The following is a 19,684-nucleotide window of genomic DNA, read 5'->3' on the forward strand; positions in this document are numbered from 1 at the left end:
AATCAGAACAGCTGAACCGAAGGCTTCTCCTTGGAGATGGTTTCGGTCTGTCCGGTTCTTTCATACCAGCCGCCGCCGAGGGCCTTGTACAGGTTGACCTCGCTGGTCAGCTGCGACAGGCGATCGGTGATCAGCGTTTGTTGCGCACTGAACAGCGAGCGCTGGGCGTCGAGGAAGGTCAGGTTGCTGTCGATGCCGATCCGGTAACGACGCTCGGCCAGACGGTAGTAATCCTGGTTGGCCGCGACGAAGTCACGTTGCGCCTGGAGCTGCTCGTCATAGGTCTTGCGTGAAGCCAGGCCGTCGGACACTTCCTGGAAGGCGGTCTGAATCGCCTTCTCGTAGTTGGCGACGTTGATTTCCTTCTGGATTTTCGAGTAGTCCAGGCTGGCGCGCAGGTTACCGGCGTTGAAGATCGGAATGTTGATGCTTGGCTGGAACAGCCAGGCGCCCGATCCCCCCTTGAACAGGCCGGACAGCTCGCTGCTGCTGGTCCCGGCACTGGCCGTCAGGCTGATGCTCGGGAAGAACGCTGCACGTGCCGCGCCGATGTTGGCGTTGGCCGCCTTGAGCGAGTGCTCGGCCTCGAGAATGTCCGGACGACGCTGCAGCAGGTCGGACGGCAGGCCTGCGGGCATTTCGGTCAGCATGTCGGAATCGAGCAAATGGCTGGCCGGAAGGTTGTCAGGCAGGCTGGTGCCGAGCAGCAGCACCAGGCTGTTCTGATCCTGGGCAACCAGGCGCTGGTACTGGGCCAGTTTGGCGCGCGCGCTTTCGACGGCGGTGCGCGACTGGCTCAGGTCCAGTGCCGAAGACACGCCGACTTCGCTGGCGCGCGAGGTCAGACGGAAGCTTTCTTCGTAGGTCTTCAGGGTGTCCTGCGTCAGCTTGAGCAGTTCCTTGTCGGCCTGCCAGGTCATGTAGGCATTGGCGACGCTGGCCACCAGACTGATCTGGGTGCTGCGACGTGCTTCCTCGCTGGCGAAGTAGGTCTCCAGCGCCTGCTCGCTGAGGCTGCGTACCCGGCCGAAGAGGTCCAGTTCGTAAGAGCTGACACCCAGGGTGGCCGAGTAGCTGCTGGTGATGCCGGGCTGACCGGTTTGCGACTGGTCACCTGGCACGCGCTGACGTGAGCCGCTACCCGTGGCCGAAACGGCAGGGAACAGGTCCGAGCGCTGGATACGGTACTGGGCGCGGTAGGCGTCGATGTTCAGCGCCGCAACCCGCAGGTCACGGTTGTTGAGCAGTGCAGTCTGAATCAGCTGTTGCAGCGCCGGGTCATTGAAGAAGTGCCGCCAGCCTTGTTCCGCGGCGGCCATTTTGGCGCCTTCGACCGGCGAGTACGCCGGCCCTTGCGGATATTGTGCCGCGACCGGTGCTTCCGGCTGCTTGTAATCGGGGATCAAAGAGCAGCCGCCGAGAATGAACGCGGTAACTGCAAGTGAGATCAATGACTTGCTCATTGGCCAGCCTCATCGTGTGAAATATGTTTCTGCTTGCTCTTGAAGAGCCCTGAAACCGTTACGAAGAACAGGGGCACCCAGAAGATCGCCAGAATAACTGCGGTGATCATACCGCCAATTACGCCAGTACCGATCGAATGCTGACTACCCGAACCTGCGCCCGTGGAAATCGCCAACGGTACGACGCCGAGGATGAAGGCCATGGAAGTCATGATGATCGGGCGCAGACGCATGCGGCAGGCCTCGATCGCCGCGTCCACCAGGCTCTTGCCCTGTTCGTGAAGCTCTTTGGCGAACTCGACGATCAGAATGGCGTTTTTCGCCGCCAGACCCACCGTCACCAACAAGCCGACCTGGAAGAACACGTCGTTGGACAGACCGCGCAGGCTGGTTGCCATTAATGCACCGATAACCCCCAGTGGCACCACGAGGATGACCGCGATCGGAATCGACCAGCTTTCATACAGCGCCGCCAGACAGAGGAACACGACCAGCAACGACAGGGCATACAGGGCAGGGGCCTGCGAACCGGAAAGGCGTTCCTCGTAAGACAGGCCGGTCCACGAGATGCCGATGCCCTGCGGCAGCTTCTTGGCCAGCGCCTCGACTTCGTTCATCGCGTCGCCGCTGCTGTAACCAGGGGCTGGAGTACCGAGCACTTCCTCTGCCGCCACGCCGTTGTAGCGTGACAGTTTCGGCGAGCCGTAGGACCATTTGCCGCTGGCGAAGGCCGAGAACGGCACCATCTCACCCGCGCTGTTGCGCACGTACCATTTCTTCAGGTCTTCAGGCGTCATACGCGCACCTGCATCGCCCTGGATGTACACCTTCTTCACACGGCCACGGTCGATGAAGTCGTTGACGTAGCTGCCACCCAACGCGATGGACAGTGTGTTGTTGATGTCCGACAGGGTGATACCCAAAGCGCTGGCGCGCTCGTCGTCAATGATCAACTGGTACTGCGGTTCGTCGTTCAGCCCGTTGGGACGCACACCCGCCAGAATCTTGCTCTGTGCGGCCATACCGAGGAACTGGTTACGCGCTTCCATCAGCTTGTCGTGACCCACGCCGCCTTGATCCTGCAAGTAAACATCGAAGCCGGTGGCGTTACCCAGCTCAAGTACCGAAGGCGGGACGACCGCAAACACCATCGCGTCGCGCAGGCTGAAGAAATAGCCCTGAGCCCGCTTGGCCAGTTCGAAGACGCTGTTGTTGGAATCACGCTCCTCCCACGGCTTGAGCATCACGAACGCAATCGCCGAGCTTTGACCGCGGCCTGCGAAGTTGAAGCCGTTTACCGAGAACACCGACTTCACTGCGCCGCTTTCCTTGGTCAGCAGGTACTCACGCATCTGATCGATGACTTCCTGCGTACGCTCGGTCGAGGAGCCGGCCGGTGTCTGGATCTGGGCGAAGATAACGCCCTGGTCTTCATCCGGCAGGAACGCAGCCGGAATACGCATGAACATGAACACCATGCCCGCGCAGATCAGTATGTAACCCAGGTACGCAGGCCACTTGTGCTTGAGCATGTTGCCGACGCCGCGCTCGTAACTCAGAACGCTACGGTCGAAGGTACGGTTGAACCAGCCGAAGAAACCACGTTTCGGTTGCCCGTGCTTCTCGTGATCGATGGGCTTGAGCATGGTGGCGCACAGCGCCGGGGTGAAGATCAGCGCAACCACGACCGACAGGGCCATGGCCGAGACGATGGTGATCGAGAACTGCTTGTAGATCACCCCGGTGGAGCCACCGAAAAACGCCATTGGCAACAGAACCGCCGACAGCACCAGGGCAATACCGACCAGTGCGCCCTGAATCTGTGTCATGGATTTGATCGTGGCGTCGCGCGGGGAGAGCTTTTCCTCCTCCATGACCCGCTCGACGTTTTCCACCACCACAATCGCATCGTCCACCAGCAAGCCGATGGCCAGCACCATACCGAACATGGTCAGGGTGTTGATGGTGAAACCGAAAGCCGCGAGGATGCCGAACGTACCCAGCAAGACCACCGGAACCGTCATCGTGGTGATGATGGTTGCGCGGAAGTTCTGCAGGAACAGGTACATCACCAGGAACACCAGCACGATCGCTTCGATCAGGGTGTGCACCACGCCGTTGATCGATTCGCTCACCACCGGTGTGGTGTCATACGGGTACACGACTTTCATGCCAGGCGGGAAGAATGGCTCCAGCGACGAAACGGTCGCGCGGATGGCCTTGGCGGTGTCCAGTGCGTTGGCGCCGGTGGCGAGCTTGATCGCCAGACCGGAAGCCGGTTTGCCGTCGAACTGCGAATCGGTGCTGTAGTTCTCTGCGCCCAGGCCGACTGTAGCGACGTCTTTCAGGCGAACCTGTGAGCCGTCGGTGTTGACCTTGAGGAAGATATTGCCGAACTGCTCGGCGGTCTGAAGACGCGTCTTGCCGATGATCGTAGCGTTCAACTGCTGGCCGCTGATCGATGGCAGGCCGCCCAACTGGCCGGACGACACCTGAACGTTCTGTGCGGTGATCGCGTTTTTCACGTCTACCGGGGTCAGCTGGAAGTTGTTCAGCTTGGCCGGGTCCAGCCAGATACGCATGGCGTACTGAGAACCGAACACTTGGAAGTCACCCACACCGGAGGTCCGGGAGATCGGGTCCTGCATGTTCGACACAATGTAGTTGGCCAGGTCTTCCTTGCCCATGCTGCCGTCTTCCGACACCAGACCGATCACCATCAGGAAGTTCTTCACTGCCTTGGTGACGCGGATACCCTGTTGCTGCACTTCCTGCGGCAGCAGCGGGGTCGCGAGGTTGAGCTTGTTCTGCACCTGGACCTGCGCCGTATCCGGGTTGGTGCCCTGATTGAAGGTCGCGGTGATGGTCATGCTGCCGTCGGAGTTACTTTCCGAGCTGACATAACGCAGGTTATCGATACCGTTGAGCTGTTGCTCGATCACCTGGACCACAGTGTCCTGCACCGTCTGGGCAGACGCGCCCGGATAGGTGACCTGGATACCGATGGCGGGCGGTGCGATGCTCGGGTACTGGTTGATCGGCAGGCTGGAAATCGACAGCGCACCGACCAGCATGATCACGAGGGCAATAACCCAGGCAAAAATGGGTCGATCAATAAAAAATTTCGACATGGGTTACTCCCCTTTGCTGCCTGCGGCTTTATCAGTGGCCGGGGCAGGTGCCGGGTTTGCTCCTTTGACGTTGGTCGCTTCGGCGACTTTCACTTCGGCGCCTGGTTTGACGTACTGCAAGCCTTCGGTGATGACGCGATCACCTTCTTTCAGGCCGTCTTCGATCAGCCAGTCGCTGCCCACGGTGCGATTGGCCACCAGCGTGCGCATTTCAACCTTGTTGTCCTGGTTGACTACCATGGCGGTCGGCGTGCCTTTCAGGTCACGGGTTACGCCTTGCTGCGGTGCCAGGATGGCCTTCGAATTGACGCCAGCCTGCAACTGCGCATGAACGAACATGCCCGGCAGCAGACGGTGTTCAGGGTTCGGGAACACCGCACGCAGGGTTACGGAGCCGGTGGTCTGGTCAACCGATACCTCGGAGAATTCCAGTTTGCCTTCCTGGGCGTAGACGCTGTTGTCTTCCAGGGTCAGCTTGACCTTGGCCGCGTTGTCACCGGCTTTCTGCAGCTTGCCGCTATCCAGGTCGCTGCGCAGCTTGAGCATGTCGGCAGATGACTGCACCACGTCGACATAGATCGGATCGAGTTGCTGGATGGTTGCCATCGCGTCGGTCTGCGCGCTGCTCACCAGTGCGCCTTCAGTCACCGCAGAGCGACCGATACGACCGGAAATAGGAGCCAGCACCTTGGTGTAGCGCAGGTTGATCTGGGCGGTCTGCAGGGTTGCCTGAGCTTCCTGGGTGGATGCCAGCGCCGTGTCGTACTCCTGACGGCTCACTGCCTGCTCGCTGACCAGTTGCTTGTAGCGATCGGACATCGACTTGGCGGACTGCAGGGTGGCCTTGGCGCTGTTGGCGTTGGCTTCATAGACAGCCGGATCGATCTGGTAGAGCTGCTGACCGGCTTTGACATCCCCACCTTCGGTGAACAGACGCTTGAGAATGATGCCGTTGACCTGAGGGCGAACCTCGGCAACGCGGAATGCGGTGGTTCGGCCCGGCAGCTCGGTGGTCAGGGTATACGGCTGTGCTTTGATGGTAACGACGCCTACCTGAGGGGTTTGCGCAGGCGGGGCGGCCTGTTCCTTCTTGCTACAGCCACTGAGCAGGGTTGCCAGGGCGATGGCAGTGACCAGAACGGTAACAGCTGGCTTGAATTGCATGAAGATCCTCGGGGCAGGAGCCTGTTTTCTCAACAGTACGTTGAAGTGTTAAAAAATATTTCGGCTAGATAAGTAGCATGCTAAGGAATATACTTACATTCGCGGTTGTTTGTAAACACCTGCCGTGCGCATTCGGCCAGTATTCAGGGAGCCGGGAGCCAATTCGGGACAAGGCGAGACAAATGCCGCCCGGTCATATCTCGAGGCATGACGCAAGACGCATGCCTGAGGTGAATTTTTTGAGGTCTTATTGCCATGGTTCGTCGCACCAAAGAGGAAGCTCAGATCACTCGCAGCCAGATTCTGGAGGCTGCCGAGCAGGCTTTTTATGAGCGAGGCGTCGCCCGCACGACGCTGGCCGACATTGCCACCCTTGCCGGTGTGACGCGAGGCGCCATCTATTGGCACTTCAACAATAAGGCCGATCTGGTGCAGGCTATGCTCGACAGCCTTCAGGAGCCTCTTGACGAAATGGCCGAGGCCAGCCAGAGCGAGGACGAGGAAGACCCGCTGGGCTGCATGAGAAATCTGTTGATTCACCTGTTTCATGAACTCGCACTGGACCCGAAAACCCGTCGCATCAATGAAATCCTCTTTCACAAGTGCGAGTTTACCGACGAGATGTGTGATTTCCGTCGTCAGCGTCAGGACAACGCCATACAGTGCCACGACCGTATCACCCTGGGGCTGAACAACGCCGTGCGCCAGGGGCAATTACCCAAAGGGCTGGACACCGCCCGGGCTGCCGTGGCGCTGTTTGCCTACGTCAACGGCATCATTTACCAATGGCTGCTGGTTCCGGACAGCTTCTCGCTGCCCGCAGAGGCCGAGCAACTGGTCGACGTGTGCCTGGACATGCTGCGTTTCAGCCCGACGTTGCTGATCGACAGCAACCGCTCGACAGTTGGCGCCTGACTGAACATGACCGGCGGCGGCACCCGCCGGTTCCGCCTGCCAGCGATGCTGTGCAGAGCCTAACTCCAATCCGTGCCTCTTATATAGTGTGTTTACCGATCGTTTACCTGTATTTACCGATTGCGCTCGCCGTGCAAGCATCAGCGAGCGTTGATCTGACAAGATATTGTAGGAAGCAAGTAGGACATTTCCTGATACATGTAGCTGATTTCCCAAAGTAAATTCCGAGTATTGCTCCGCAGGAAAACTCCCTTCACTCTTCGCCTCCTGAAAGATCAGAAGAGAGGAAGGTTGCATGTTTTTGCCGAATCTTGCGCCTATGTGCCCTGAAATCATCACCAGTTACGCTGATGTCTACTCGGGCAGGCAGGGCCATGGCTACCCAATGAGCGGGGACATCTCTGGCGTGACCGATACCTGCGAAGGGCATGCAGGTACGCGCAAAAACCTGACCCCGGCGACTGATGGGAGGGCAGGGCATGTCGGACACTGCAACTGACGCTGTGGGGTTATTGGCCAGGATCACGCAACAATCTGAACGTGTGGCCATGGATTCAGTATTGGGCACACCGGTCATACGATTGGGGTTGATCACCACGCTGTATTTTCGCAATGGCCACACTGTGGAGATGAAGCGTCGCGTCGAAGCCTGCTTTTTGCGCTTTTACGAAGCGTTCAAAAACAGACTCAAATGGCAACTCTTCAAACGCATGCGTCGCCTGAGCGGCTCCGGGTTCGCTTCGACCCGGCGCCAGATTGTCGAGAGCCCGCCAGACGAGCAGTTCATCTGGTCTATCGCCAGCGCCACTCAGGCTGAAGTCGCCACCTACAGCCTGTTCGTGATGAACACTTCAGAGGGCCAGGCCGACAACGATCGATCATGTCTGAAAATGGTTCTGCCCTGGTCATATCTGACCGAGCCCGACGGCTTGAAACAGTACGAGGAGTGGATCAGGTACCTCAGCAGCGAACTGCAGGCCGAGCACGGCTTTGGTGGTCTTGCCTGCGTTTTGCCGTGCGACGGCCATCAGTATTTGCCCCGGGAATTTCGGCTTGCTCAGGATTTTAGCGGGCTGATGGTCGATCCCGGCCCGCACATTGAAAGCCTGCGTCTGCTGGACCGCATAAAGGGCGTCAGTTGGTACACCGTGCTTGGCGATGCGTTCGTCAGGCAGCTGGGAGGCAGCGACAAAATGCGCGGCGAGATGAGCGCTCACAGCGAGATCGTGTTCCACACCTATCGCAATGGCTTGATCATCCGCGCCGGTGAGGTGCCCGAGCTGGGCGGGAGAGGGCTGCCGCCGCCGCAGTCTTATGTGACGGTCAACAGGATGATCAAGCCGATTCGCCTGCAGGACACCGGCAATCTTCATCCCTACCTGGTTCCAGGGATTGGCTTTACCGATGAAACCACCGCGCAGTGGTATGCGCGATTCGACGAAAAGCCGCTGCCGCCGGTCAATGCCGGGCAAGCTTGCCCTCGCTCCGGCAACTGGTTCAGCAGTGCACAGTCAGGCTCACGTCGACACTTCGACGAAGGTGAACTCATGCCTGCGTTTGCCCATATAAAGAGCAAGAAAACGCAATGGTTTTGGGCCGGGATGCATTCCTGAAACTGAAAGGCCGATCAGTCCCGTCCTCGCAGCAACGTATTGGGCATCACCGCGGCTGCCGCAAGACCGAGCAACGAAATGGCCGCACTGGTGATCAGCAGATTTCTGAAGGTCACTGCCAGTTCGGCGCGCAGAGTTTCCAGCGCCGGGCCGGTTGCCGCGTTAAGGCTGTCGAGCAGGACATTGCCGGAGCCGCCTTCGCCACCCAGTGCTCCTGCGCCGAGTTGGCCGACTCCGGTGTGTTGCAACATGGCCAGCAGCAGCGCCGACATCAGTGCCACGCCCACTGCACCACCCAGTGAGCGGAACAGATTGGTCGTACTGGTGGCCACGCCCATATCCCGGAGCTGAACCGAATTCTGGGTGCCGACCAATGAGGTGGGGAACTGCATACCGGTCGCAACACCGGTGAGGATCATGAACAGGCTCATCACTATCAGCGATTGCGGCGGCGTGAAGGCCATGCCCAGAATCGCAACCGGCATCAACAGCGCACCGGTCAGGATCAGTGGCTTGTAACGCCCGGTATGCGCGGTGCGTCGCCCGGCGAAATAGGCACCCATCGGCATGCCGATAGCCAGTGGAAGCAAGTGCAGGGCGGCGCTGTCTGCGCCGCCCCCGGTAACGGTCTGATAACGCAGCGGCATCAGAACAATCAGGGAAATGGCCTGAAAACTGGTGAAGAACACGGTGCACCAGCACAGCACGGCACTCTTGTTGGTGAACAGATGCATGGGCAGCAAGGGTTCGGCTGTGCGACGTTCGTACCAGACGAAAATGGCCAGTGTCAGCAGGGCCGTGCCCAGTAACAACTGAACCTCGGTGTCGCCCAGACCATGCCCCTGGCCAATTTCGGTAATCCCCAGCAGCAGCGCTGTCAGGCCGATGATCATTAGCACGGTACCCAGGTAATCGATAATCGGCTTGCGTTGCGGGACTGGCAAGCCGACGAGGGTCCGATACGCGACGATCAGCGCGGCTGCTCCCAGGGGCAGATTGATCAGGAACACCCAGCGCCAGGACAGGTATTCGGTCATCAGGCCACCGAGTACCGGCCCGGCGACGCTGGCCACGGCGTACATGCTGCTGAAGTAACCCTGATAACGGCCGCGCTCGCGAGGTGGAACGATGTCGGCGATGATCGCCTGGCTGACCGAAACCATCCCGCCAGCGCCGATACCTTGAAGGACGCGCGCCAGCACCAGTTGTTCCATGCTCTGCGCCAGGCCACAGAACAGCGAAGCCAGGGTAAAAATCCCCAGCCCGAACAGCATCAGTTTACGTCGCCCGTAAAGATCGCCGAGCTTGCCGTAGATCGGCACGGCCACGGTAAGCGACACCATGTAGGCGGATATGACCCAGGCCAGGAGATCGATATCCCTGAATTGCGCGGAAATGGCGGGCATCGACACCGCGACGATGGTTTGGTCCAGCGCGCTGAGCAGGACTGCCATCATCAACGCAAACAGGATGCTGCGGATGGCCGGAGGCGTTTGATTAAGACTGGTCAAGGCAAAACCTGATGGCAGTGTTGACCCGCCGCAAGTGTGGCGGGAGAGTCTGGCCAGTCTAATCCGATAGCTTGCTAATCGATAGCTGCCTTTGTGCAATGGCAATGCAATTCACACGGCGCGAGTCTCATCGCAAGGCGCTGAAGGTTGCATCGGTTGGCACGCAATGGCCAAACGTACAGCTGGAAACATAGGGGGCCTGGCGCGCCAGTTCGTTACGATAGGCACCGGCGCTGTAGACAGCCAATACCGCCAGAGCGCCTGCGACAACCATGCACTTTCTTGTTATTGCTTTCATGACGCACTCCTTACCTCGGCTACAGAGCAGTTTGAAAGGACTGATTAGAGTGTAGGACAAGGTTGGGTTTTGCGTCGGCGGCTTTATCGCTGCATGCCGCGTGTCGGACGAGCCGAAAGACGCGCTAGAATTCGCGCTTTGACGTATTGGCAGGGTTGAGAGACATGGCACGCAAGGAATACAACGGGTTTGAAGTGGTCTCGGCAGTCATGCCGTCCGAGCAGGGGTATAACGCGGCGATTGCCGTAAAGGCGCTGGGCGCCGGCGGCGCACCGCGCTTCCATGCGCTGCTGCCGGACCAGAAATTCAAGACCGCCGATGATGCCGACTTGGCCGCTGTGCAAGAGCTGCAGCGGCTGGTCGATATCGATGCAGAGGGCGAACCGGTGTGGGCTGACGCCTGATCAGGCGCCTGGGCGGAACATCTTGAACAGCGCTTCCGGGCCGAGCTGGAAGTAATCCGCCGGGCCGCCGCCGCGCAGAATCGGCTCGGCGGCGGCAGTGTCGTAAACGCCGTCCTTGAGCAGCGACTTGTCGATATGCACCGCCACCACTTCGCCGAGAATCAACCAGCTTGGCACCAACTCCTTGTCGGCACGCTGCAACTGAATGATCTGTGTGACCTTGCACTCGAACGACACCGGCGTTTCGAGTACACGCGGCACCGAGACGATCTGCGAGGCCAGTGGGGTCAGGTTTGCCAGTTCGAATTCGCTGACGTCCGGCGCCACCGGCGCGCAGCTCTGGTTCATGGCTTCGGCCAGCGAGCGGGTCGCCAGGTTCCAGACGAACTCGCCGGTTTGCTCGATATTATTGAGGCTGTCTTTGCGACCCACGCTGCAGAAGCCGATGATCGGCGGCACGTAGTTGAACGCGTTGAAGAAGCTGTAAGGTGCCAGGTTGAGTTTGCCGTTGGCATCCTGCGACGAAATCCAGCCAATCGGGCGTGGGCCTACAATCGCGTTGAACGGGTCGTGCGGCAGGCCGTGACCCTTGGATGGCTCGTAGGAGTGAATAGCGTCTGACATGCTCGGTTCCTGATGGGCTCAATAGTGGATGTCAGCATAGTGCTGCGCATTTGCAGAGGATGCCAGAGGGGCGTGCGTGTTTCATTCTGAGCCAGACATGAAGAAGCCCGACATCAGCCGGGCTTTGGGGGTGTTGCGTGAGCGATCAGCCCAGACGGTTGGCGCCTACGCGATCTGCACCGTCTGCAGCAAGACGATTGGCACCGACGTGGTCTGCACCATCGGCAGCCTGACGGTTGGCACCGACGCGGTCTGCGCCATCAGCGGCGAGACGGTTGGCACCGACATGATCTGCGCCGTCCGCAGATACACGGATCGAGCCGACGTTAGTGTGTTTGGTGCCGCCTTCAGCAACGAGGGTGGTGCTGGACAGGTCGCTCTGAACGTTGGTGGCTGGAAGTGCAAATGCGCTCGAAGCCAGAACAGAGATAGCCAGGCCAAAGATCAGTGTGTTGGTTTTCATGATGATGTCTCCAATGCGTGTCGGGTGAGTTGTCATCCCGGTATGGAGGCAATGCTACGCGCCAGCGGATTATTAAGAAGTTAATAGGATTGCTAGCGATCATCGCTGAAAATGATAGTTGGCTGTGATGCTCTGATTTCGGGCCTTTCAGCGGGGGTTGCATTATTGTGGTGCAATTCTTGAAAAGTCTTGTAATAAAGGCTCTTGACAAATTTAAAGCGCAGTTTATTCAAGCGGTTATTGCTGAAAGTTGGCTAAGTAGCGCACCGCCCTGTAACACTCTGTTGCAGGTGCTGCATGTAATGGATTGTTTTGTAGCGGCTGATGTATCAATGCGGGCGATGATATTGATCGTTTTAAGTGAGCCTGAATGACTCTTCTGCCTGCGCGGAGTCCTCAGCGTTATACACACGTCTCGATAAGCCCGAAAAATGGAGTGGAACGGGGCGGCGATCCCCATTGTTCACGAAGAGTCAGTCATAACGCTCTATTTCTGAAGACTGTACCGGCCTCTTCGCGAGCAAGCTCGCTCCCACGAGATTTGTATATAACGATGAGAGCGGAGCCTGGGCACGAGAGTCCTCGCAATCCTTATCAGTCAGTTTCGATACGCGAGTGCTTGCGCGTGTCTTTCATGAACACATACACCAGCAGCGAGCAGGCAATACAGGCAGTGACGTACCAGTAGTAACCGGTCTCCATACCGATGCTCTTGAACCACAGCGCGATGTATTCCGCAGTGCCGCCGAAGATCGATACTGTCAGGGCGTAAGGCAGGCCGACGCCCAGCGCGCGGATCTCGGTCGGAAACAGCTCTGCCTTCACCACTGCGTTGATCGAGGTGTAGCCGCTGACAATGATCAGTGCCGCCATGATCAGGAAGAACGCACCCCACCATGTCTGAATGGTATGCAGCGTGGTCAGGATCGGTACGGTACACAGCGTTCCCAGTACGCCGAACGCAATCAGGATCGGACGACGCCCGATCTTGTCGGACAGCGCACCGACCACCGGCTGCAACAGCATGAACAGAAACAGTGTTGCCGCTGATATCGACGTCGAGTCGGTGATGCTCATGCCGACGGTGTTGACCAGATACTTCTGCATGTAAGTGGTGTAAGTGTAGAAAGCCAGCGTCCCGCCCATGGTCAGACCCACGACGGTCATCAGTTCCTTTGGATGACGCATCAGCGTGCGCATCAGGCTTTCCTTGGGCTTTTCCTTCTTCTTGCGCGTGAACGACTCGGTTTCTTCCATGCCGCGACGCAAAAACAGCGCGACGATTGCGCACAGTGCACCGATGACGAACGGGATACGCCAGCCCCAGGCATACAGTTGCTCCGTGGTCAGCGTCTGTTGCAGAACGATCAGCACGCCCAGCGCGATGAGCTGGCCGGAAATCAGCGTGACGTACTGAAAGCTGGAGAAGAAGCCGCGACGTTCCTTGGTGGCCATTTCGCTGAGGTAGGTGGCGGACGTGCCGTATTCACCGCCGACAGACAGGCCCTGCAGCAAGCGGGCGAACACCAGCAGGATCGGAGCACCGACGCCGATGCTTTCATAGCCTGGTGTCAGGGCAATGATCAGCGAGCCGAAGCACATCAACAGCACCGATGCCATCAGCGCAGCCTTGCGGCCTTTGTAGTCAGCGTAAAGCCCCATCAGCCAGCCACCGATAGGCCGCATCAGAAAGCCGACGGCAAAGATCGCAGCGGTATTGAGCAACTGGGCGGTGGTGTCGCCCTTGGGAAAGAAGGCTTTGGCGAAGTACAGCGAGAAGGCGGCGTAGACGTACCAGTCGTACCACTCGACCATGTTGCCGACCGAACCACTGAAAATCGATTTGAGACGGCTGGAGGTGGTTTTCTGGCCAGCGGCAGTAGCAGCCGACCCATGGGAGGCGGGATTGGAAGTTTCCATGGTGTTCCTTGTTTTTCATTATTTTTGGAAGGAGGCATTGGATGCCCTGCGTGTTACATAGCAGGAGCTGTGCCAGACCATGAGGGCTTGTTCTAGAGCGGTCGGGCGACTTTTATGAGCAAGAATCCGCTTATCTGCCCGGCAGGGGTAAGCGGATTCTTGCCGATGGAAGCGCTTGCAGCAGGGTGTTCTGGTGGATTGCCGACAGAAGACCGCTCAAGCGCTCAGTTTAGAGGAGAGCAACAGCGCTGCCATGACGATGCTCAGCGTGCCAATGATCACCATGACCGTGTGTCTTGCATAAAACTGTCGAATCTTCTGCCGGGCAGGCGCTGTCTGAAACAGGTAGCGATAGGGCGACAGGGCGACCCACAGCACCGCCAGCAGCAGATAAACCAGCAGCGTGCGCGGGCCGTCGAGCACATGGACAAGGCCTAGAAACAAAAACGGAAGGCCATGCCGCAAGACCAGCGCCTGGGCACCGGGCCAGCTCAGCACCTTGGGCAGTAACTTGCTGCTCAGCCAGGCATCGGCAGGCTCTGCCAGAATCATCAGCGGACGCCATACGCAGATAAAGATGAAGAAGCCGACGGTTGTCCAGAGCGGTGTCAGGAACAGCACGAGGACCCGCGTTCCCGGATTGTATTCCGTGCCTTCAGGCGCTAGTGGAGGCGCCAGCAACGCCAGCAGAAACGCGCCGATGTAGACCCAGATGAGCGGCGTGAAGTCGCTCTGCTCACGCATGAGTTTCCAGGCATTCAGGTCTGCTTCGGGGTAGCGCTTGAGGACGTCGGGGTAGTGGACGGTCAACTGCTCCTGAATATGCGCGCAGGCGTTCCACACCGAAGCGTCTTGCTTGACTGCGGTACGGATCCGCGCAGCCAGACGTGGCGGCTTGAACATCAAGTGCGCGGCCTTGCCTTCGGCAGTACTCGGTTTGGCATCGAGCAGGCGTTGCAGATGCTCGGCGTACTCCACTTCTTCGTATCGCTGGCGCAGTGTCTGCCAAAGGTCTTCAGGACCGGGGTGAAGGTTTTGCTGCAGGTTCCAGCCAAATACCGCGCGCGTCTGTTCCAGCAGGTCAGAGGTCACATGGTGGCTGGCAATCAGCAAGACCATGCACCTGCATTGCAAATGCTCGCGACGCTCCAGCTCTGTCAGCCAGGGCTGCTGCTCCAGCGTCTGAAGTTCTTCAATGAAGCGCTCATGCTGCCCGCTCTCGATGAGTGCGCTGAACGCTTCGAACGCCTCGCGCAATATCGCCTCGGCCAAGGCGTGCTGCTGGTAGCTGCTGATATGAATGCTTTGCCATACCGTCAGCCAGCGCAGATGCTGAAATGCAGCTTTGATCAATTCGACGCGACGCGCCGAGTCGTTCAGGCACTCCAGCAGCAACAGTTGTTGAAAGCGCTCCGCCTGTCCATGCTCCATGGCGAGCTGCTGTTGCTCGGGCAGGTTCTGCGCTGTGGTTTGCCTGACCTGTTGAAGCCAGTCCATGCCATCGGACTGCTCGATAACGGTCGTTGTCAGAAGCGGGGCAGGCAAGGGCTGGCGCAGCATGACAGGTTGGTCGTCTTCATCTGCGCGCGATCGTGCCCGCTGCAGCGCCTCTTCATAGGCATCACGCAGATTCTGGAAGGCTACCGGGTCTTCATCTGGGCGGTTGACCTTCAGTAACCGGGCATATTGGCGTTTGATGCTGCGCTCGTCGGCATCGTTATTCAGCTCAAGTACGGACCAACAGTCGATCATCTTGCGCCCTGCTCGAACGTGTCGACTTCCTGTTTGAGTTGCTTGCGAATTTCGCTGATCTGCCGCTCGTCCTGCGTCTCCAGCACATGCTGGAACTGGGTGGTCCAGTGATCGATAAGTTCTCGATCGCTGCCCAGGCATTCCTGATACAGGCGTTCAAGTCTGGCGATCAGATGAGTATTGGCCTGCTGTTCGCGCGGATGGACTTTGAGCGCTTCGAGTACCTGAAGGCGTTCCTGTATTTCATCAGGCGTCATCACGCCTGGGTTGTTTTCGATGACCAGCTTGTGACGTTCCCCGGTCAACTGTGTCATCACGTCGGCCTCCAGCAGGCCGTTGTTGTCATAGGTAAAACGCACATCCAGCGCCACTTCGCCGGCCTTCGCCTTGGGGATCGGGATAATGAGCTCGCCCAGGGCGATGTTGTCCTTGACCATGCGGCTTTCGCCTTGAAAGATCCGCACCATAACGTGCTCTTGATCATCACTGACGGTCTGGACCGTTTTTACCCGGCTGACCGGTACGACACTGTTGCGTTCGATAATGGGCAGGTAATGACCGCTTTCATAGCGATTGCCAACTTGCGTGATGGTCTCGATCCCCAGTGTGTAAGGGCACACATCGGTCAGGACGATCTCCTCCAGCGCTGCGTCCCGTTGCTTGAGCGCCGCCTGCACCGCTGCGCCCTGAGCGACGATTTCATCGGGATTGAGTGCAATGGAAGGGAAGCGCCCGAACAGGCTCGCGGCAAGCTTGCGGATCAGTGGCATGCGCGTGGTGCCGCCCACCAGCAGAATCTCATCCAGATCGGCGACGCGTATCCGCGCGTCTCGAAGCGCACGCTCGGCCGGCGCGCGAAGGCGGTTGAGCAGGGGCGCATAAAAATCGCTCATTTGCTCTTGAGTAATGGTTTTTCGCCATTCCCTGTCGGCGTGACGCAATACGAAGTCGGCACTCCCGTCCTGGCCCAAAGCCCTGCGCACCCGCTCGGCTTCGCGCCGCAAGGCCGGGGCAATCAGCTCCGTTGACGGGAAGTCCGGCTCATCGCGGTGCAGGTTCACAAAGTGCTCGACCATGACCTGATCGAAATCTTCACCCCCCAGAAAGTTGTCGCCCGCGCTGGCACGCACTTCCATCACGCCGTCGAAAAGTTCGAGTATCGAGATGTCGAAGGTACCGCCACCCAGGTCGAAGACCAGAAACGAGGTTTCGCCTTCCTTCTGGTGAAGGCCATACGCAAGTGCCGCCGCTGTTGGCTCGTTGATGAGCTTCTCGACCTTGAGCCCCGCCAGCTCCCCGGCGATACGCGTGGCTTTACGCTGCGCGTCGCTGAAATAGGCCGGGACGCTGATCACCGCTTCGGTGACAGGCTCGCCAAACGCGCGCTCGACATCAGCCTTCAGGCTTTTGAGCACCAGCGATGACAACTCTTCGGGGCGGTAAGTAGCAGATCCCAGGCGAATTTCTTGGGCGCTGCCCATGTAGCGCTTGAACAGGGCGGTGGTTTTTTCCGGGTGGGTCTGCAGGCGTTCGCGGGCTGCCTTGCCGACCAGGATCTGCCCGTCGTCGTCCAGCCCGACAACGCTGGGGGTGAGTGTTTCTCCCAATGCGTTGGTCACCAGCTCGCTGCTGCCGTCGCGCCATACAGCCACCAGGCTGTTGGTGGTGCCCAGATCAATACCGACGATCATCTCGAAAATGCTCCCTGCTCTAAGAGTGTTGCGATGTTTTGCGTGATTCTGAATCAAGGCAACCGGTGTTGTCTTGGTTTTATGCGTCGGGAGTGCCGGGATTCACTCATGCGTATCAGGCATCAGTGAATCCGCTGGCGTGATGAATTGATGCGAATCCATCCCCTTAGTGTTCGCCGCTACGGCTCACGGCCTTGTGCAGAATCGCCGCCAGATCGTCTCTGGAATAGGGTTTCTGCAACAGGTCGAAGCGATGTGTTTCGTCCTGAGCGATCGTCGCGAACTCAGTGCTGTACCCGGTGGTGAGAACCACCGGCATCCACGGGTAGCGCGCTTCGATTTCGGCGTACAGCTCCAGGCCACTCATGCCCGGCATGGCGATGTCCGAGAACACCACATGGAAGTTTTCCGGGTTGCCGGAAAGCTCTTTCAGCGCTTCGGCGGCACTGCTGACCCAGAGTACCTGAAAGCCCAGTTGCTCAAGCATGGGACGGGTGTAGGTACCGATGTCCTGATTGTCCTCGACCATGAGCACGCATAGCCCGGGCAATGGGGTGAGCGTGTGGTGATGGTCTTCCTGGACGACTTCCTGATCCTGTGCGCTGGGCAGGCACAGGGTGAAGCGGCTGCCTTTGCCAAGCTCGCTTTCAACCAGCACTTCACCGCCCGACTGCTTGGCAAACCCGAATACCTGCGACAAACCCAGCCCGGTGCCCTGGCCGACACTCTTGGTGGTATAGAACGGTTCGAAGATCAGGCCCAGTTTTTCCTTGGCAATACCTGCGCCGGTATCGGTCAGCGATACCTTTACATAGTCACCCGCGCTGTGTGAGGCCGGCTGGTCTGCAGTGCAGTGGGCAGCGCATTCAACCTTTATGATCAGCTTACCCGCGCCGGACATTGCATCGCGGGCGTTGACCACCATGTTGACCAGCGCAGTATCGAACTGGCTGCCGTCGGCGAAGATAAAGCACGGTCCGGCAGGCAGGTCGATGCTGACCTGAATACGCGCGCCGGTCAGCGTGTCCATCATCTCGCCGATGCGCGCCACACTCTTGCACACATCGAACACTTCCGGCTGCAAGGCCTGACGGCGGGCGAACGCCAGCAGCTGGCCGGTCAGGCGCGCGGCCCGGTCGACCGTGCTGGAGATGGCCTCGACGTACTTCACACGGCGGTGCTCTTCAAGGTTCGATGACTTCAGCAGGTCGCTGCAGGAGCGGATCACGGTCAGCAGGTTGTTGAAATCATGCGCCACGCCACCGGTGAGTTGACCGATGGCTTCCAGCTTCTGCGCCTGATGCAGGGCGTCCTGCGAAAGCCGCAGCGCTTCATTGGCCTCTTCTTCGGCCTGAATGTCACGGCCGACGGCATGGATGAATTGCTTGTCCGGAACGGCAGTCCAGGAGATGGTCCGGTACGAGCCGTCCTGATGGCGATAGCGATTCTTGAAGTGCGGAATCGTGCGGCCGCTCTCCAGCCCGCTCATGGCGGCCAGCGTGTTGTCCACGTCTTCAGGGTGCACCAGTGCCAGAAACTGGCTGTCGAGCAGTTGCTCTTCCGACCAGCCGAGTGCTTGCGTCCATGCCGGATTGACTGCCGAGATGATCCCGTCGAACTGCGCCACCAGCATCAGGTCGGTCGACAGCCGCCAGATGCGATCACGGTCCTGGGTGCGTTCCACCACGCGCTGTTCAAGGGTCTCGTTGAGCGACAGCAGGGCTTCTTCAGCGTCTCTGAGCTGGGTCATGTCCCTGGAAACACAGAGAATCTTCTCCGGTTTGCCGTCCTTGCCGAAAATCGGACTGACCTGCACATGCCACCACTTGGTGGTGCCCGCCAGGGTCTGCGCCGAGCCGGTGAAGCTGGCGTTCTGGCCCGCTCGTGCCGCGTCGACCGCAGCAATGGCGTCCAGATTGCCCTGGTCCTGCCAGAAGTCAGGCCAGGGGCAGCCGCGAATCGCATTGAAATCGCTGACTTCCATGATGTGCTGACCGCCTTCACTCATGAAGGTCAGGCGCGAATCGAGGTCCAGCACCTTGATGCAGTCGTTGATGCTCGACAGCACACGGTCGGTGAACGCTTCGTTCTCCGACTGACGGACTTCGGCCATGACCTGCAACGTGGTCTCGTTGACCCGGCAGAACACACCTTCGATCAGGCCACTATCGCCATACAGCGGCGAATAGGACAGCGACCACCAGGTCTGCTCGGGCTTGCCATTGCGCACGATGGTGCGCTGAATATTGTCAGACCGGCGGCTTTGTCCGGCCAGCGCCTGCTCGGCGAGCGGCCGCACGGCTTCCCAGGCATCGCCCCAGACCGAGGCAATGGGCTGCCCCTGCGCCTGTTGGGTGGCAATCGGCAGGACCCCAGAGTAAGCGTCATTGAAAAACAGGGTGTAGTCAGGTCCCCAGAGCAGGTACATGCTGTCCGGGCAACTGAGCATCAGATTCATTGAAGACAGTAGCGCTGCGGGCCATGCATGCTTGGGTCCCAGCGCGGACGTCGACCAGTCCGTCTCTCGGATAAACCGACCCATTTCGCCGCCTCCCAAGGGGAGGTCGAGGGGAGTATTCACGGTAGAAAATGCCCCATCTTTCGGACTGTCAAAGTGAGCTGGGTAACCAGACGGCCATGATGTCATCATGCCTCGCAAGTATCCAGCCATCACGACCTCATATAGCCGTGAACAGTATGCAGACCCGGCGCTGCTGGAAATGTTCGGTTATCGC

Annotated in this window: 16 protein-coding genes; 5 read left to right on the forward strand and 11 right to left on the reverse strand. The window is 59.0% G+C overall.

What is annotated here, in order from left to right; translation table 11 throughout:
* Positions 1-2: 2 nt before the first annotated feature.
* The 3 genes from JOE29_RS04875 to JOE29_RS04885 are packed head-to-tail and all read right to left on the reverse strand — an operon-like array spanning position 3 to position 5,758.
* Entirely contained in the window at positions 3-1,463 is a 1,461-nt protein-coding gene (locus JOE29_RS04875) for an AdeC/AdeK/OprM family multidrug efflux complex outer membrane factor (protein ID WP_003395934.1), read from the reverse strand.
* On the reverse strand, positions 1,460-4,594 hold the full coding sequence (locus tag JOE29_RS04880) for an efflux RND transporter permease subunit (protein ID WP_010424049.1): 3,135 nt from the start codon (positions 4,592-4,594) through the stop codon (positions 1,460-1,462). Before JOE29_RS04880 ends, JOE29_RS04875 begins: the two co-directional genes overlap by 4 nt.
* Positions 4,595-4,597: 3 nt before the next feature.
* The gene (locus JOE29_RS04885) at positions 4,598-5,758 is read right to left on the reverse strand and encodes an efflux RND transporter periplasmic adaptor subunit (RefSeq protein ID WP_004389713.1); all 1,161 of its coding nucleotides are present in this window, start codon (positions 5,756-5,758) and stop codon (positions 4,598-4,600) included.
* Positions 5,759-6,013: 255 nt separating this feature from the next.
* Here JOE29_RS04885 and JOE29_RS04890 point away from each other — a divergent pair, with 255 nt between their 5' ends.
* From JOE29_RS04890 to JOE29_RS04900, 3 genes are all read left to right on the forward strand, one after another.
* Positions 6,014-6,673 (forward strand): TetR family transcriptional regulator, encoded by a 660-nt coding sequence (locus tag JOE29_RS04890; protein ID WP_003395927.1) that lies wholly within the window; start codon positions 6,014-6,016, stop codon positions 6,671-6,673.
* Between the two features lie 295 nt (positions 6,674-6,968).
* Positions 6,969-7,172, forward strand: a complete 204-nt coding sequence (locus JOE29_RS04895) for a hypothetical protein (RefSeq protein ID WP_080268406.1) — start codon at positions 6,969-6,971, stop codon at positions 7,170-7,172.
* Positions 7,153-8,286, forward strand: a complete 1,134-nt coding sequence (locus JOE29_RS04900; protein WP_210078882.1) for a DUF3396 domain-containing protein — start codon at positions 7,153-7,155, stop codon at positions 8,284-8,286. Before JOE29_RS04895 ends, JOE29_RS04900 begins: the two co-directional genes overlap by 20 nt.
* A 14-nt stretch (positions 8,287-8,300) precedes the next feature.
* On the opposite strand, the gene JOE29_RS04905 is transcribed toward JOE29_RS04900, so the two are convergent.
* Both JOE29_RS04905 and JOE29_RS04910 read right to left on the reverse strand, forming a co-directional pair.
* Positions 8,301-9,797 (reverse strand): MDR family MFS transporter, encoded by a 1,497-nt coding sequence (locus JOE29_RS04905; RefSeq protein WP_004389716.1) that lies wholly within the window; start codon positions 9,795-9,797, stop codon positions 8,301-8,303.
* A gap of 127 nt (positions 9,798-9,924) precedes the next feature.
* Positions 9,925-10,095 carry a hypothetical protein gene (locus JOE29_RS04910; protein WP_004416346.1) on the reverse strand — a complete coding sequence of 57 codons (171 nt, stop codon included), beginning with the start codon at positions 10,093-10,095 and terminating at the stop codon, positions 9,925-9,927.
* A gap of 164 nt (positions 10,096-10,259) precedes the next feature.
* Here JOE29_RS04910 and JOE29_RS04915 point away from each other — a divergent pair, with 164 nt between their 5' ends.
* On the forward strand, positions 10,260-10,499 hold the full coding sequence (locus JOE29_RS04915; RefSeq protein WP_003406313.1) for a hypothetical protein: 240 nt from the start codon (positions 10,260-10,262) through the stop codon (positions 10,497-10,499).
* On the opposite strand, the gene JOE29_RS04920 is transcribed toward JOE29_RS04915, so the two are convergent.
* The gene (locus tag JOE29_RS04920; protein ID WP_003406312.1) at positions 10,500-11,123 is read right to left on the reverse strand and encodes a flavin reductase family protein; all 624 of its coding nucleotides are present in this window, start codon (positions 11,121-11,123) and stop codon (positions 10,500-10,502) included. It lies immediately after the preceding gene.
* A 145-nt stretch (positions 11,124-11,268) separates the two neighbouring features.
* A complete protein-coding gene (locus tag JOE29_RS04925) occupies positions 11,269-11,586 on the reverse strand; it encodes a hypothetical protein (RefSeq protein WP_003395917.1) in 318 nt (105 codons plus the stop codon).
* Positions 11,587-11,765: 179 nt separating this feature from the next.
* On the opposite strand from JOE29_RS04925, the gene JOE29_RS04930 reads away from it, so the two are divergent.
* The gene (locus JOE29_RS04930; protein ID WP_161937034.1) at positions 11,766-11,960 is read left to right on the forward strand and encodes a hypothetical protein; all 195 of its coding nucleotides are present in this window, start codon (positions 11,766-11,768) and stop codon (positions 11,958-11,960) included.
* Between the two features lie 220 nt (positions 11,961-12,180).
* On the opposite strand, the gene JOE29_RS04935 is transcribed toward JOE29_RS04930, so the two are convergent.
* The 4 genes from JOE29_RS04935 to JOE29_RS04950 form a co-directional block, all read right to left on the reverse strand.
* A complete protein-coding gene (locus JOE29_RS04935) occupies positions 12,181-13,506 on the reverse strand; it encodes an MFS transporter (protein ID WP_003395916.1) in 1,326 nt (441 codons plus the stop codon).
* A gap of 216 nt (positions 13,507-13,722) precedes the next feature.
* Positions 13,723-15,258, reverse strand: a complete 1,536-nt coding sequence (locus JOE29_RS04940) for a J domain-containing protein (protein ID WP_074997119.1) — start codon at positions 15,256-15,258, stop codon at positions 13,723-13,725.
* Positions 15,255-16,949: a molecular chaperone HscC gene (locus tag JOE29_RS04945; protein ID WP_004416350.1), complete on the reverse strand. Its 1,695-nt coding sequence runs from the start codon at positions 16,947-16,949 to the stop codon at positions 15,255-15,257. Before JOE29_RS04945 ends, JOE29_RS04940 begins: the two co-directional genes overlap by 4 nt.
* A 166-nt stretch (positions 16,950-17,115) precedes the next feature.
* Positions 17,116-19,491 carry a PAS domain-containing protein gene (locus tag JOE29_RS04950; RefSeq protein ID WP_210078890.1) on the reverse strand — a complete coding sequence of 792 codons (2,376 nt, stop codon included), beginning with the start codon at positions 19,489-19,491 and terminating at the stop codon, positions 17,116-17,118.
* Positions 19,492-19,684 lie beyond the last annotated feature (193 nt).

The sequence above is a fragment of the Pseudomonas sp. PvP009 genome (genome assembly GCF_017832995.1).
Lineage (GTDB): Bacteria > Pseudomonadota > Gammaproteobacteria > Pseudomonadales > Pseudomonadaceae > Aquipseudomonas > Aquipseudomonas syringae.

Coding starts and splice junctions, on each gene's coding strand:
- JOE29_RS04880 (WP_010424049.1), bottom strand. CDS start 4,594: ATGTCGAAATTTTTTATTGATCGACCCATTTTTGCCTGGGTTATTGCC.
- JOE29_RS04885 (WP_004389713.1), bottom strand. CDS start 5,758: ATGCAATTCAAGCCAGCTGTTACCGTTCTGGTCACTGCCATCGCCCTG.
- JOE29_RS04945 (WP_004416350.1), bottom strand. CDS start 16,949: ATGATCGTCGGTATTGATCTGGGCACCACCAACAGCCTGGTGGCTGTA.
- JOE29_RS04895 (WP_080268406.1), top strand. CDS start 6,969: ATGTTTTTGCCGAATCTTGCGCCTATGTGCCCTGAAATCATCACCAGT.
- JOE29_RS04875 (WP_003395934.1), bottom strand. CDS start 1,463: ATGAGCAAGTCATTGATCTCACTTGCAGTTACCGCGTTCATTCTCGGC.
- JOE29_RS04940 (WP_074997119.1), bottom strand. CDS start 15,258: ATGATCGACTGTTGGTCCGTACTTGAGCTGAATAACGATGCCGACGAG.
- JOE29_RS04925 (WP_003395917.1), bottom strand. CDS start 11,586: ATGAAAACCAACACACTGATCTTTGGCCTGGCTATCTCTGTTCTGGCT.
- JOE29_RS04950 (WP_210078890.1), bottom strand. CDS start 19,491: ATGGGTCGGTTTATCCGAGAGACGGACTGGTCGACGTCCGCGCTGGGA.
- JOE29_RS04890 (WP_003395927.1), top strand. CDS start 6,014: ATGGTTCGTCGCACCAAAGAGGAAGCTCAGATCACTCGCAGCCAGATT.
- JOE29_RS04935 (WP_003395916.1), bottom strand. CDS start 13,506: ATGGAAACTTCCAATCCCGCCTCCCATGGGTCGGCTGCTACTGCCGCT.
- JOE29_RS04915 (WP_003406313.1), top strand. CDS start 10,260: ATGGCACGCAAGGAATACAACGGGTTTGAAGTGGTCTCGGCAGTCATG.
- JOE29_RS04910 (WP_004416346.1), bottom strand. CDS start 10,095: ATGAAAGCAATAACAAGAAAGTGCATGGTTGTCGCAGGCGCTCTGGCG.
- JOE29_RS04920 (WP_003406312.1), bottom strand. CDS start 11,123: ATGTCAGACGCTATTCACTCCTACGAGCCATCCAAGGGTCACGGCCTG.
- JOE29_RS04900 (WP_210078882.1), top strand. CDS start 7,153: ATGTCGGACACTGCAACTGACGCTGTGGGGTTATTGGCCAGGATCACG.